Source organism: Pseudomonas sp. FG35, from assembly GCF_057809295.1.
This window is the reverse complement of sequence record NZ_JBMDJR010000010.1, coordinates 23,933-37,415: the sequence shown is the minus strand read 5'-3', so window position 1 is coordinate 37,415 and position 13,483 is coordinate 23,933. Positions and strand designations below refer to the sequence as shown.

Below are 13,483 nucleotides of genomic sequence, written 5' to 3'. Positions count from 1 at the left end.
AATCAGGCATCCAGTAGCGCGCGGGCAATGGTTTGCAGTTTACGGGTGAGCGGGCCAACCGGCCAGCTCAGAGCAGCACAGGCGCGTACCGGCCAGACGCCATACACGCTATTGCAGACAAAGACTTCATCGGCCCATTGCAGCTGTTCGAGGGGGATGTCGGTGATTTGTACGGGAATGCCCAGGGACTTGGCCTGAAACAATATTTCTGCGCGCATCACACCGGCTACGCCGCAGCGTTTCAGGTCCGCCGTGATCAGCACACCGTCACGCACCAGAAACAGATTGCTGAACACACCTTCGATTACCCGACCGGCCTGGTCGAGCATCAAACCTTCGGCATGCTCACTGTCCTGCCATTCGGCGCGGGCAATGACCTGCTCCAGTCGATTGAGGTGTTTGAGCCCGGCAAGCAACGGCTGAATCGACAAACGCGTGCTGCACGGGAAAAGGCGAACGCCCTGCTCGGCGTAGGCAGCCGGGTAAGCGGCGGGAGGATTGCCTTGCAGAATGCGTCGGCCCTGCGCCGAAGGATCCGGTGCATAACCGCGCAATCCGTCGCCACGGGTGAGGATGAGTTTGAGCACGCCCTCACCCATCGCGGCGGCATAGGATTGCAGCTCATGGCGAACCCGCTCGATGTCGGCGGCAATGGCCAGACGTGCACAGCCGTCGGCCAGACGCGTCAGATGCCGATCCAGCAGCAATGGCTGGCCACCTCGCACGGCGATGGTCTCGAACAGACCGTCGCCGTAAGCCAGGCCGCGATCTTTCAGCGACAGAGCGTCAGCCGGCAGACCGTCGACCCAGCAGTCCATCAGCCGGCGAACCGACGGAACGCCAGCGTGCCGTTGGTGCCGCCAAACCCGAACGAGTTGGACAGCACGACATCGATATCCATATTGCGCGCGGTGTGCGGCACGAAATCGAGGTCGCAGCCTTCGTCCGGCTCTTCGAGGTTGATGGTCGGTGGCGCCACCTGGCTGTTGATCGCCAGGACGCTGAAGATCGCCTCGACCGCGCCCGCCGCACCCAGCAGGTGACCGGTCATGGACTTGGTGGAGCTGACTGCCAGTTTGTAGGCGTGATCACCGAACACCGACTTGATCGCGTTGGCTTCGGCAAGGTCGCCGGCCGGGGTCGAAGTGCCGTGGGCGTTGATGTATTGAACTTGATCGACGTTGATCTTCGCATCGCGCAGCGCGTTGGTGATGCAGCGTGCAGCACCGGCGCCGTCGGCGGGTGGCGAAGTCATGTGGAAGGCGTCGCCACTGGTGCCGAAACCGATCAGCTCGGCGTAGATGGTCGCGCCACGGGCCTTGGCGTGCTCGAGCTCTTCGAGCACCAGCGCACCGGCGCCGTCGGACAGCACGAAGCCGTCACGGCCCTTGTCCCACGGACGGCTGGCGCGGGTCGGCTCGTCGTTGCGGGTCGACAGCGCACGGGAAGCACCGAAGCCGCCCATGCCCAGACCGCACGCGGCCATCTCGGCACCGCCGGCAATCATCACGTCGGCTTCGTCGTACATGATGTTGCGCGCCGCCATGCCGATGCAGTGCGTACCGGTGGTACACGCCGTGGCGATGGCATAGTTAGGCCCCTGTGCACCCAGGTGGATGGACAGGAAACCGGAAATCATATTGATGATCGAGCCAGGCACAAAGAACGGAGAAATCCGGCGTGGGCCAGTCTCGTGCAGGGTGCGGCTGGTTTCTTCGATGTTGGTCAGACCGCCGATACCCGACCCCATGGCCACGCCGATGCGTTCACGGTTGGCATCGGTGACTTCCAGACCGGCATTGCGTACGGCTTGAAAGCCGGCCGCCAGACCGTACTGAATGAACAGGTCGAGCTTGCGCGCTTCCTTGACCGACAGGTATTCCTCGACATTGAAGCCCTTTACCGAGCCGCCAAAGCGGGTGGAATAGGCAGAAAGGTCGGTGTGTTCGATCAGACCAATGCCACTGCGGCCAGCCAGAATGCCCTGCCAACTGCTCGGCACATCCGTGCCCAGTGGCGACAACATACCCATACCGGTGACTACGACGCGTCTACGCGACACAGCACTCTCCTTTTTCAAATGACGACTTTGCATCAGGCCTAAAGAAAAAACCGCACGCCATGATGGCAGTGCGGTTTTTCCATGACAGCAAGCAACGATTACAAACTATTACGCCTGGTGGCTAGTAACGTAGTCGATTGCAGCTTGTACAGTAGTGATCTTCTCAGCTTCTTCGTCAGGGATTTCGGTCTCGAATTCCTCTTCCAGAGCCATCACCAGCTCAACGGTGTCAAGGGAGTCGGCACCCAGGTCTTCTACGAAGGAAGCGGTGTTGACCACTTCTTCTTCTTTAACACCCAGTTGCTCGGCAACGATTTTCTTGACGCGCTCTTCGATGGTGCTCATACCTTGTTTTCACTCCTAATGGACAAATTCAGGCAGCTGGCCAGTGGGTAAGTGTATAGAAAGACTTTTCAGCTTTTCAACTGAAAGCTTCACTCCTCAAACCCTGCGGCCCTCTGCCTATAAATAGATTGCAGCTTTATAACGGATTTTAGACAGCTCGTATGACATTTTTTTGAAGCAATCCGTCACATTTGAATTACATGTACATCCCGCCGTTAACCGGGATTGTAGCCCCGGTCACGTATGCCGCACCGTCGGATGCAAGAAAAGCGACCACGGACGCGATCTCTTGAGCTTGTCCCAGACGACCCAGCGGAATCTGCGTCTGCAAGGCTTCACGCTGTGCTTCAGGCAGCTCGCGAGTCATATCGGTGTCGATGAACCCTGGGGTTACCGAGTTGACCGTAATCGAACGCGAACCGACTTCACGCGCCATGGCACGGCTGAAACCTTCCAGACCGGCCTTGGCGGCTGCATAGTTTACTTGGCCAGCGTTGCCCATGGCACCCACCACCGAGCCAATACTGATAATTCGGCCCCAACGCGCCTTGGTCATGCCGCGCAGAACGCCCTTGGACAGGCGATACAGACTGTTCAGGTTGGTATCGATCACGTCGTACCACTCGTCGTCTTTCATGCGCATCATCAGGTTATCGCGGGTGATGCCGGCATTGTTGACCAGAATCGCCACCGGCGCACCGAATTGCTCCTGGATGCTCGCCAGCACTTTGGTAACCGATTCGTCGCTGGTGACGTTCAGTTCGAAACCTGCGCCCTGTATGCCGTTTTCCTTCAGGGTCGCAGCAATGCGCTCGGCGCCCGAAGCGGAAGTCGCGGTGCCAACAACAATGGCGCCCTGACGACCCAGTTCCAGTGCGATAGCCTGGCCGATGCCACGGCTTGCGCCGGTGACCAGTGCAACTTTACCTTGCAGACTCATGCAAGCTTCTCCTGATTCAGACAGCCGCTGCGCGAGCAGCAGCGAAAGCGTCTGGGGTATTGAGGTTGGAAGTCGAAACGCCTTCGGCGCAACGTTTGTTCAGACCGGCCAGCACCTTGCCAGGGCCGCACTCGACCAGATTGGTCGCGCCTTTGGCGGCCAGGGTCTGTACGGACTCAACCCAGCGGACCGGCTTGTAAAGCTGCTCCAGCAGATCACGCTTGAGGGTTTCCAGATCCGCCGGCACCTGGGCGCTTACGTTCTGTACCACCGGGATCTGCGGCGCCTGCCAGTCGATGGCAGCGATGGACTCGGCGAAACGCTCGGCAGCCGGGCGCATCAGTTCACAGTGCGACGGCACGCTGACCGGCAGCGGCATGGCACGCTTGGCGCCACGGGCCTTGCAGCCTTCGATGGCGCGCTCAACGGCTGCCTTGGCACCGGCGATCACCACCTGGCCCGGGGAGTTGAAGTTCACCGCACTGACCACTTCGCCTTGCGCCGCTTCAGCACAGGCCGCCAGCACGTCGGCATCTTCCAGACCGAGGATGGCAGCCATGCCGCCCTGACCGGCCGGAACGGCTTCCTGCATCAACTGGCCACGGCGCTCGACGAGTTTTACCGCGTCAGCCAGGCTCAGACTGCCGGCAGCGACCAGCGCGCTGTATTCACCCAGGCTGTGACCGGCAACGAAGGCCGGACGCGCGCCACCTTCCGCCAGCCACAGACGCCACAAGGCGACCGAAGCGGTCAGAATGGCCGGCTGGGTTTTGTCGGTTTGATTGAGCAGCTCTTCCGGACCCTGCTGGGTCAGCGCCCACAGGTCATAGCCCAGAGCATCGGATGCTTCTTTGAAGGTTTCGAGGATCAGTGGATGTTGCGCGCCCAGCTCGGCCAGCATGCCGAGGGACTGCGAACCCTGTCCTGGAAAGACGAATGCGAGGGAAGCAGACATGTAACAAGCCCCTAATGATCTTGTCGTCGGAAAAATGGCATCCCGCTAGAGGGACGCAAGAAACTGACAGTTGGATGGCCCTTTGAACCGGGCGGTCACATTTAAGCATTGTCCGACGAAAACGCCTAAGACAACAAATCCTCCAGACGGCCGTGCAGGCGCTCGGGAAGGTTTTCCTGAATCTCGATCAGCGCCCGCTGAATGGCACTTTGAAATCCCTGAACTCCGGCCGAACCGTGACTTTTCACGACAATACCCTGCAAACCGAGGAAGCTTGCGCCATTGTGTCGCGCGGGTGCCAGATCAGCCTGCAGTCGCCTCATCAATGGCAGCGCCAGTGCGCCGACCGCGCGGGAAGCAAGATTCTTTTTGAACAACGCCTCGATGCGTGCAGCGATCATGGTCGCCAGGCCTTCGCTGGACTTGAGCAGGATATTGCCGACGAAACCGTCGCAAACCACCACGTCCGCCTCGCCGCGATACAAGCCGTCACCTTCAATGAAACCGATGTAATTGATGCCCCGGGCCGCCTGCAACAACGTCGCAGCCAGCTTGACCTGCTGATTGCCCTTGATGTCTTCGGTGCCGATATTCAGCAGCGCAACGCGCGGGCGGGCAATGCCCAAGGTCTGCGCCGCCACGGACCCCATCACGGCGAACTGCAACAAGTGCTCGGCACTGCAATCGACGTTGGCGCCCAGATCGAGCAACTGGCAGTAGCCTTTCTGAGTAGGAATCGCAGCGACCATGGCCGGACGATCAATCCCCGGCAGGGTCTTGAGCACAAATCGCGACAGGGCCATCAACGCACCGGTATTGCCGGCACTGACACAGGCCTGAACCTTGCCGTCACGCAGCAACTCGAGGGCGACACGCATCGACGAGTCCGACTTGCCACGCAGGGCCTGGGCAGGTTTTTCGTCCATGGTGATGACTTCGGACGCCGGAACAATCGTCAGGCGCGCGCGATCGGCAGCCGATTGGCCAGTGATCAGTTCTTCAAGAAGGGAGGGTTGACCGACGAGGGTCAGGTGCAGCGAGGGCGTAGCAGAAAGGCAAGCAAGGCTGGCCTGAACAATGCTGCGGGGACCGAAGTCCCCGCCCATTGCGTCAATCGCGATGACTTGAGCGGACAAGTGATTACTCGTCAGCGCCCTTGTCGATCACTTTACGGCCACGGTATACGCCTTCTGGCGATACGTGGTGACGCAGGTGAACTTCACCAGTGGTTTTTTCTACAGACAGGGTGCTAGCCTCGAGAGCGTCGTGCGAACGGCGCATGTCACGGGCAGAGCGGGATTTTTTGTTCTGCTGAACAGCCATAATTGATTAACTCCTAAACGTTTGGGTCACGCTTTAACTGCGCCAATACACTGAACGGGTTGGACCGCGTTACCTCGTCCTCGCTCGGTTCGGGCTCATCTGCTCCCGCCGGCTGCTGGCATTCTTCCGGATGATGAGCAGGCACAATGGGCAAGGCGAGCAGAAGCTCCTCCTCGATCAGTGACTGCAGATCCAATGGATCTTCGCCCAGTTCCAGCACGTCATAACCTTTCGGTAACGACTGGGTATTCGCACCCTCCTTCACAACAGCGTAACTGCATTCGCTGTGGATCGGCAGGGTGACCAGCTCAAGACAACGCTGGCAAACCATTTTGACTTCGGTGTCGATAAAGCTGTGGATCACCACAGATTTACGTTCATCTCGTTCAAAAACGAATTTGGCCTGCACCGTACCGACATCGTCGGAAAGCGGGTCGCAGAGTCTCTTCAAATCGGCCAGCAGCAGTTCACCTTGAAGGGTGGTGCCACGGTCAGCCAATTTGCGCGGGTCAACGTGAGGTGGAATCGGGTCATTCAACATAGGCGCAGCATTATAGGGATGCACCCACCCATGTCAAAGGAAATTGTGCCCTGTCCGTCACTTGCGCGGCTCCGCTAGAATCTGTCGCCTGCCTCTGGAGATGCGAATGCTGCCTTTATTACTCGCTTCAAGCTCGACCTATCGTCGGGAATTGCTCAGCCGCCTGCGCCTGCCGTTCGTCTGCAGCTCGCCGGATATCGATGAAAGCCATCGCCCGGACGAGTCGGCAATCGAGCTGGTCAAGCGCCTCGCCGAACAAAAGGCCCGAGCTTTGGCCGACAGCCACCCTGCTCATCTGATCATCGGCTCCGACCAGGTTGCGGTACTCGGCGAGCGCATCATCGGCAAGCCACACACCTTCGAGAACGCTCGCGAACAACTGATGGCCGCCAGTGGCGCCAGCGTGACCTTCCTCACCGGCCTTGCCCTGCTCAACAGCCAGACGGGCCACTGTCAGGTCGACTGCGTGCCTTTCACCGTGCACATGCGCGTACTGGATCAGGCCCGCGTCGAGCGCTATCTGCGCGCCGAGCAGCCCTACGACTGCGCCGGCAGCTTCAAGGCCGAGGGACTGGGCGTTAGCCTGTTTCAATCCACTGAAGGCCCGGACGCTACCAGCCTGATCGGCCTGCCACTGATTCGCCTGATCGACATGCTGCTGGCGGAAGGCGTACAGATTCCCTGACCCACAAAAAACCGGCCCTCAGGCCGGTTTTTCTTGCAGCATTCGATCAGCGTAACGACGGGCCGTTGAAACCCATCCACATTGCCAGTTTTTCGGCAACGCTTGCTCCGAGCTTCTTCGAGAAGCGGTCGAACGGCGATTCCTGAACGGTGAAGTCCACCAGCTCTTTTTCGCCAATCACATCACGCGCCACCGAACTCGCATTGCCCAAGCCATCGATCAAGCCCAGCGGTAACGCTTGCTCACCCGACCAGACCAGCCCGGAGAACAGCTCCGGATGCTCCTTGTCCTTCAGTCGATCGCCACGCCCCTGCTTGACGCTGTTGATGAACTGCTTGTGCGTGGTATCCAGCACACTTTGCCAGAACGCCGTCTCTTCCGGCTTCTGCGGCTGGAACGGATCGAGGAAAGCCTTGTGCTCGCCGGAAGTGTAAGTGCGGCGCTCGACACCAAGCTTCTCCATGGTGCCGACAAAGCCGTAACCGGCTGCCGTCACACCAATGGAACCCACCAGACTGGCCTTGTCGGCATAGATCTGATCCGCCGCACTGGCAATGTAATAGGCACCGGAAGCGCCCAGGTCGGAAATCACCGCGTACAGCTTGGTGTCGGGGTGCAGGCCGCGCAGACGCTTGATCTCGTCATACACGTAACCCGACTGCACCGGACTGCCGCCCGGACTATTGATGCGCAGGATTACGCCCTTGACCTTCTTGTCCTCGAACGCCGCGCGCAGACTACCTACGATATTGTCGGCACTGGCAGGTTCTTTATCAGCGATCATGCCGGTAACGTCGATCAATGCGGTGTAGTTGCCACTGCGCGTGGCGCTTTTCTCCATATCCATCAACGGCGTAAACAGAATCAACGCAACAAACAGATAAATAAAGGTCAACAGCTTGAAGAAGATGCCCCAGCGCCGCGAACGACGTTGCTCCTGCACGCCGGCCAGCAGGGTCTTTTCCAGGAGCTTCCAGCTTTTCGCATCACCGTCGTCGGCAGTTGCCTTGGCCGGTGCTTTCCATTCGTCGGTCATGCCATCCACCCCAGCAAAAACGTATTAAGCCTGCTGCCCCAGCCAGGCATGCAATTCGGAAAAATGGTCGATCGACAGTCGCGGCTCGAACTGTTGCAGCGATTCGATCGATTGCGCGCCATAGCTGACCGCCACCGAATCCATCCCCGCATTGCGCGCCATCAACAGATCGAAGGACGAGTCACCGACCATCAGCGCCTGCTCGGCACGCACACCGCAGTGAGCGAGGATCTGCTCCAGCATCAGAGGGTGCGGCTTGCTCGCAGTTTCATCGGCAGCACGGGTGATATCGAAATAATCTTCCCAGCCATTGGCCTTGAGCACCCGATCCAGCCCGCGACGATTCTTGCCGGTCGCGACCGCCAGGTGATAACCCTGCTCGCGAAAAGACGCCATCGACTCGACTACGCCTTCGAACAACGGCGAAGGCACCGCTTCTGCAGCGATGTAGTGATCGGCGTAATACTCGCGGAACAAGGTCATTTCGGCATCGCTGATTTCGGGATACAGCGTGCGGATCGCCTCGGGCAAGCCCAGACCAATAATGCCTTTGACTGCAAAATCATCACGCAACTCGAAACCTGAACGCCCGGACGCCGAGTGCATCGCCTCGACAATCCGATGAATGGAATCGGCCAGCGTGCCGTCCCAATCAAAAATCAGCAGTTTGTAATCAGATGGGCGCACTCAATCGCTCCACAGTCTTGGCCCACATTTCATCGACCGGCGCCTGCAACTTGAGTTCACCGCCATCGGGCAGCGGCACAGTCAACATGTAGGCGTGCAAGAACAGGCGCTTGCCGCCCAGATCACGGATTTCCTTACTGAAATTGTCATCGCCGTATTTAGTGTCACCAGCAATGCAGTGTCCGGCGTGCAACGTGTGGACGCGGATCTGGTGCGTGCGACCGGTAATCGGCTTGGCCTCGATCAAAGTGGCAAAATCGCCAAAGCGACGCAGAACCTTGAACACGGTCACAGACTCCTTGCCCTCCTCCTCGTCGACCTCGACCATGCGCTCACCGGAGCGCAGATTGCTCTTGCCGAGCGCCGCGCGAACTTGCTTGATCGAGGTCGCCCAGTTGCCGCGAACCAGCGCCATGTAGCGCTTGTCGACACCGTCACCGCGCAACGCGGCATGCAAGTGACGCAGCATGCTGCGCTTCTTGGCGATCATCAGCAGACCGGAGGTATCACGATCGAGGCGGTGGACCAGCTCGAGCTCCTTGGCATCGGGGCGCAACTGACGAAAGGCTTCGATAACACCGTAATTCAGGCCGCTGCCACCGTGAACCGCAATCCCGGCGGGCTTGTTGATCACGATCAGAGCCTTGTCTTCGTAGACAATCGAGGCTTCCAGGCGCTGCAACAGGCCTTGGGCCAAAGGCACCGGTTCGTCACGCTCAGGCACGCGCACCGGCGGCACGCGCACGATATCGCCGGCCTGCAGCTTGTATTCGGGCTTGATCCGACCCTTGTTCACGCGCACTTCGCCCTTGCGCAAAATGCGGTAAATCAAGGTCTTGGGCACGCCTTTGAGCCGGGCGAGGAGGAAATTGTCGATTCGTTGGCCGGCATATTCCGGCGAGACCTCAAGCAGTTGAACGCCTGGAGTCGAGGGGGCAGTAGTCGTCATGGCGCGGATAATAACAATTTTTTATGGAATTGAAGCACTTAATCATTGCTGCTATAGTCGCGAACGCCGCCAAAAGCGGCCTGGACAGCGGAACCACGGTCAAAAACCGGCCCTGACCAACGCAATTCACCAGGACGCGAGGCCGTCCTACGGGGCTTTTGCTACGTAACGGTGGAGTTTGCAGCTGTAACAAGCGCAGGTGACATGAGGCCTGAATCACGCCGCAAAGCAGAGTTTTCACTCGCCACGCGAGCCATATTCACGGCCAGTTCACAAAGTGCAGTCAGCCGCGGATGACCCCGAGCGAAGGCTCCGGAAACACCGCCTGAATTAGCCATGATGCGTGACCTCCCCTTTCGGAGCTCACGGTAAATGCCAACCCGCTGCGGATTCTGCGCGCGGCAGCACCCGAATTATCAGGGATACGTGTAGGGTGGAGATGCACAACCGCTGGACTGTGTAGCAACAGGCTTTATCAAGACGCTTCATCTCGTCCACAGCCACCGGTTGATTCCTCCTCCTGACTGAGTGCTTAAGTAGCCACAGCAAGCAGGACGCGTACGTCGCGATAACGGCCCAATTGGCCGGACATCGCTGGACACGGGAATGGCCAACCACTCCCGACGCACCTGACACCGACCGTGAGAAGTCGTGTGTGCCGAACGCCGTTTCCGGCAGCCCGGAAACCGACGGTACTACATGAAAAGAATGCTGATTAACGCAACTCAACCCGAAGAGTTGCGTGTTGCACTGGTAGATGGCCAGCGCCTCTACGACCTGGACATCGAATCCGGTGCACGCGAGCAGAAGAAGGCCAACATCTATAAAGGCCGCATCACTCGCATCGAACCAAGCCTTGAGGCTGCCTTTGTCGATTTCGGCTCCGAGCGCCACGGCTTCCTGCCCCTCAAAGAAATCTCCCGCGAATACTTCAAGAAAGCCCCTGAAGGCCGCGTCAACATCAAGGACGTCCTGAGCGAAGGCCAGGAAGTCATCGTTCAGGTCGAAAAAGAAGAACGTGGCAACAAGGGCGCAGCCCTGACCACCTTCATCAGCCTGGCCGGTCGTTACCTCGTTCTGATGCCGAACAACCCGCGTGCCGGCGGCATCTCCCGTCGCATCGAAGGCGAAGAGCGCAACGAACTGCGTGAAGCGCTGAACGGTCTGGTCGCTCCGGCCGACATGGGTCTGATCGTGCGCACTGCAGGCCTTGGCCGCAGCAGCGAAGAAATGCAGTGGGACCTCGATTACCTGCTGCAACTCTGGACCGCTATCAAGGAAGCCTCGCTGGATCGTTCCGCGCCGTTCCTGATCTACCAGGAAAGCAACGTGATCATCCGCGCCATCCGCGATTACCTGCGCCAGGACATCGGCGAAGTGCTGATCGACAGCGTTGAAGCCCAGGACGAAGCCCTGACCTTCATCCGTCAGGTGATGCCGCAGTACGCCAGCAAGATCAAGCTTTACGAAGACAGCGTTCCGCTGTTCAACCGTTTCCAGATCGAAAGCCAGATCGAGACCGCTTTCCAGCGCGTCGTCGAACTGCCGTCCGGCGGCTCCATCGTCATCGATCCGACCGAAGCCCTGGTGTCCATCGACATCAACTCGGCGCGCGCCACCAAAGGCAGCGACATCGAAGAAACCGCCCTGCAGACCAACCTTGAAGCCGCCGAAGAAATCGCCCGTCAGTTGCGCCTGCGCGACATCGGCGGCCTGATCGTCATCGACTTCATCGACATGACCCCTGCCAAGAACCAGCGCGCCGTGGAAGAGAAAGTCCGCGAATGCCTGGAAGCCGACCGCGCTCGCGTGCAGATCGGTCGCATCTCGCGCTTCGGCCTGCTGGAAATGTCCCGTCAGCGCCTGCGTCCTTCGCTGGGCGAAAGCAGCGGCATCGTCTGCCCGCGTTGCAGCGGCACCGGCATCATCCGTGACGTCGAATCGCTGTCCCTGGCGATCCTGCGCCTGATCGAAGAAGAAGCCCTGAAAGACCGTACCGCCGAAGTTCGCGCTCAAGTGCCGATCCCGGTGGCCGCGTTCCTGCTCAACGAAAAACGCAACTCGATCACCAAGATCGAACTGCGCACCCGCGCCCGCATTGTCATCCTGCCAAACGATCACCTCGAAACCCCGCATTTCGAAGTTCAGCGTCTGCGTGACGACAGTCCAGAAGCCGCGACCAACCAGTCCAGCTACGAAATCGCTGCCGCCGCTGCCGATGTCGAAGACGTTCAGCCAGCCGCCGCGACCCGCACCCTGGTTCGCCAGGAAGCCGCGGTCAAGACCGCTCCGGCTCGCGCCAACGCTCCGGTTCCGACCGAAGTCGCCGCACCGGCCCCGGCACCTGCTCCGGTTGCCGCGCCAGAGCCAAGCCTGTTCAAAGGCCTGGTGAAGTCGCTGGTCAGCCTGTTCGCCACCAAGGAAGAGCCAGTTGCTCCGGTGGTGGTTGAAAAACCTGCCACCGAGCGTCCGGCCCGCAACGAAGAGCGTCGCAACGGTCGTCAGCAGAGCCGTAACCGTAACGGTCGCCGCGATGAAGAACGCAAACCGCGCGAAGAACGTGCACCGCGTGAAGAGCGCGCACCACGTGAGCCGCGAGAAGAGCGTCAGCCGCGCGAACCACGTGAAGTCCGCGAGCCACGCGAATCCCGTGACGAAGCACCGGTAGCCCGCGAAGAACGCGCACCACGCGCCCCTCGTGAAGAACGTGCACCACGTGCTCCGCGTGAAGATCGCAAGCCGCGTGGCGAGCGTGAAGAACGCGTACGTGAACTGCGCGAGCCGCTGGATGCCGCTCCGGCCGTTGCTGCCGCCGCCACCGCTGAAGAGCGTCCGGCCCGTCAGCCACGTGAAGAGCGTGCGCCACGTCCTCCGCGCGAAGAGCGTCAACCGCGCGCCGAACAGGCCGCTGCTGCCGTCGCTGAAGAAGAAATCACCACCAACGAAGAGCAACTGCCGGAAGACGGTTCGGAGAACGCCGAAGGCGATCGTCCACGCCGCCGCTCCCGTGGTCAGCGTCGTCGCAGCAACCGTCGCGAGCGTCAGCGTGATGCCAACGGCAACGTGATCGAAGGTTCGGAGGAGTCCGAGTCCGGCGAAAACGCCCAGGCGCCAAGCACTGCCGATCTGGCTGCTGGTCTGGCTGTTACCGCTGCTGTTGCCAGCACCGTGATCAGCGCTCCGGCTGAAGCTCAGGCCCACGAGCAAGCTGAACGCGCCACCGCTGCAACCCTGGAAACTGCTCCAGTAGAAGCGCCGGTTGTTGAAGCAACCACTCCGGTAGAAGCAGCTGCCGCTCCGGAAGTCGAAGTGGCTCCGGTTCGCGAAGCTCAGCCTCAGGTTGAAGCAGCTGCCGAACCAGCGGTGACCTTCGAAGCACCAGCCGTAGTTGAAGAGTCGGTTGTCGAAACCGTCGCTGAAACCGTGACCGAAACCGTGCGTGAAGTTCGCGAAGAACAGACCGCGTTCAACTGGGTCGCCGAGCCGGCTGTCACTGAAACACCAGCGCCAGTGGTTGAAGCGCCTGTTGTTGAAGAAGCCAAGGCTGCCGAGCCAGTGGTGGTTGCCGAACCGACTCCTGTCGCAGAAGCACCGGTCATCGAGGCGCCAGTGGTTGCCGAAGCGCCAGCCCCTGTGGTTGAAGCTGCTCCGGTCAGCGCCCTGACCCCAAGCGGCCGCGCGCCGAACGACCCGCGTGAAGTGCGTCGTCGCAAGCGTGAAGAAGAGCGTCTGCAGAAGGAAGCCGAACTGGCTGCCGCTGCCGCCGCTGCTGCTCCAGCTGCCGAAGTGGTCGAGGCGGCTCCTGCCCCGGTCGCTGAGGAAGTGGCCGTTGAAGCCGTGATTGCCGAAGCACCACGCTCCGTTCAGGAAGCGGTCGAGCAACACGCAGAGGCTCAGGAAAAAGAACACGAGCCTAAACCCCTCGTCTGATTCCAGAAGCCACTAAAAAGCCCCGTCTGG

Annotated in this window: 13 protein-coding genes; 2 read left to right on the top strand and 11 right to left on the bottom strand. The window is 60.0% G+C overall.

What is annotated here, in order from left to right:
• Positions 1-2: 2 nt before the first annotated feature.
• The 8 genes from pabC to ACODTD_RS19885 form a co-directional block, all read right to left on the bottom strand.
• On the bottom strand, positions 3-818 hold the full coding sequence (pabC, locus tag ACODTD_RS19920) for an aminodeoxychorismate lyase (protein WP_011335434.1): 816 nt from the start codon (positions 816-818) through the stop codon (positions 3-5).
• Positions 818-2,062 carry a beta-ketoacyl-ACP synthase II gene (gene fabF / locus ACODTD_RS19915; RefSeq protein WP_041475396.1) on the bottom strand — a complete coding sequence of 415 codons (1,245 nt, stop codon included), beginning with the start codon at positions 2,060-2,062 and terminating at the stop codon, positions 818-820. Before fabF ends, pabC begins: the two co-directional genes overlap by 1 nt.
• Positions 2,063-2,170: 108 nt before the next feature.
• Positions 2,171-2,407 carry an acyl carrier protein gene (gene acpP, locus ACODTD_RS19910; RefSeq protein WP_003175607.1) on the bottom strand — a complete coding sequence of 79 codons (237 nt, stop codon included), beginning with the start codon at positions 2,405-2,407 and terminating at the stop codon, positions 2,171-2,173.
• 196 nt (positions 2,408-2,603) lie between these two features.
• Positions 2,604-3,347, bottom strand: coding sequence for a 3-oxoacyl-ACP reductase FabG (gene fabG, locus ACODTD_RS19905; RefSeq protein WP_007950790.1), 744 nt, complete (start codon positions 3,345-3,347; stop codon positions 2,604-2,606).
• Between the two features lie 16 nt (positions 3,348-3,363).
• A complete protein-coding gene (fabD, locus tag ACODTD_RS19900) occupies positions 3,364-4,302 on the bottom strand; it encodes an ACP S-malonyltransferase (RefSeq protein ID WP_011335436.1) in 939 nt (312 codons plus the stop codon).
• A gap of 125 nt (positions 4,303-4,427) precedes the next feature.
• Positions 4,428-5,438: a phosphate acyltransferase PlsX gene (gene plsX, locus ACODTD_RS19895; protein WP_201815904.1), complete on the bottom strand. Its 1,011-nt coding sequence runs from the start codon at positions 5,436-5,438 to the stop codon at positions 4,428-4,430.
• A 4-nt stretch (positions 5,439-5,442) separates the two neighbouring features.
• Positions 5,443-5,625 (bottom strand): 50S ribosomal protein L32, encoded by a 183-nt coding sequence (rpmF, locus tag ACODTD_RS19890; protein ID WP_003179396.1) that lies wholly within the window; start codon positions 5,623-5,625, stop codon positions 5,443-5,445.
• Between the two features lie 13 nt (positions 5,626-5,638).
• The gene (locus ACODTD_RS19885; protein WP_003204262.1) at positions 5,639-6,166 is read right to left on the bottom strand and encodes a YceD family protein; all 528 of its coding nucleotides are present in this window, start codon (positions 6,164-6,166) and stop codon (positions 5,639-5,641) included.
• Between the two features lie 106 nt (positions 6,167-6,272).
• On the opposite strand from ACODTD_RS19885, the gene ACODTD_RS19880 reads away from it, so the two are divergent.
• Entirely contained in the window at positions 6,273-6,851 is a 579-nt protein-coding gene (locus ACODTD_RS19880) for a Maf family protein (protein ID WP_011335438.1), read from the top strand.
• 46 nt (positions 6,852-6,897) lie between these two features.
• On the opposite strand, the gene sppA is transcribed toward ACODTD_RS19880, so the two are convergent.
• Genes sppA through rluC form a run of 3 tightly spaced genes read right to left on the bottom strand, consistent with a single transcriptional unit; the run spans position 6,898 to position 9,523 of the window.
• Positions 6,898-7,887 (bottom strand): signal peptide peptidase SppA, encoded by a 990-nt coding sequence (gene sppA, locus ACODTD_RS19875; RefSeq protein WP_011335439.1) that lies wholly within the window; start codon positions 7,885-7,887, stop codon positions 6,898-6,900.
• A gap of 24 nt (positions 7,888-7,911) precedes the next feature.
• Complete coding sequence (locus ACODTD_RS19870) at positions 7,912-8,574, bottom strand: HAD-IA family hydrolase (RefSeq protein ID WP_085607333.1); 663 nt, start codon at positions 8,572-8,574, stop codon at positions 7,912-7,914.
• Positions 8,561-9,523, bottom strand: coding sequence for a 23S rRNA pseudouridine(955/2504/2580) synthase RluC (rluC, locus tag ACODTD_RS19865; RefSeq protein WP_011335441.1), 963 nt, complete (start codon positions 9,521-9,523; stop codon positions 8,561-8,563). The genes ACODTD_RS19870 and rluC overlap by 14 nt, the downstream gene beginning before the upstream one ends.
• A 699-nt stretch (positions 9,524-10,222) precedes the next feature.
• Between rluC and rne the strand changes: the two genes are divergently transcribed.
• Positions 10,223-13,453 (top strand): ribonuclease E, encoded by a 3,231-nt coding sequence (gene rne / locus ACODTD_RS19860; protein ID WP_201815908.1) that lies wholly within the window; start codon positions 10,223-10,225, stop codon positions 13,451-13,453.
• Positions 13,454-13,483: the final 30 nt, after the last annotated feature.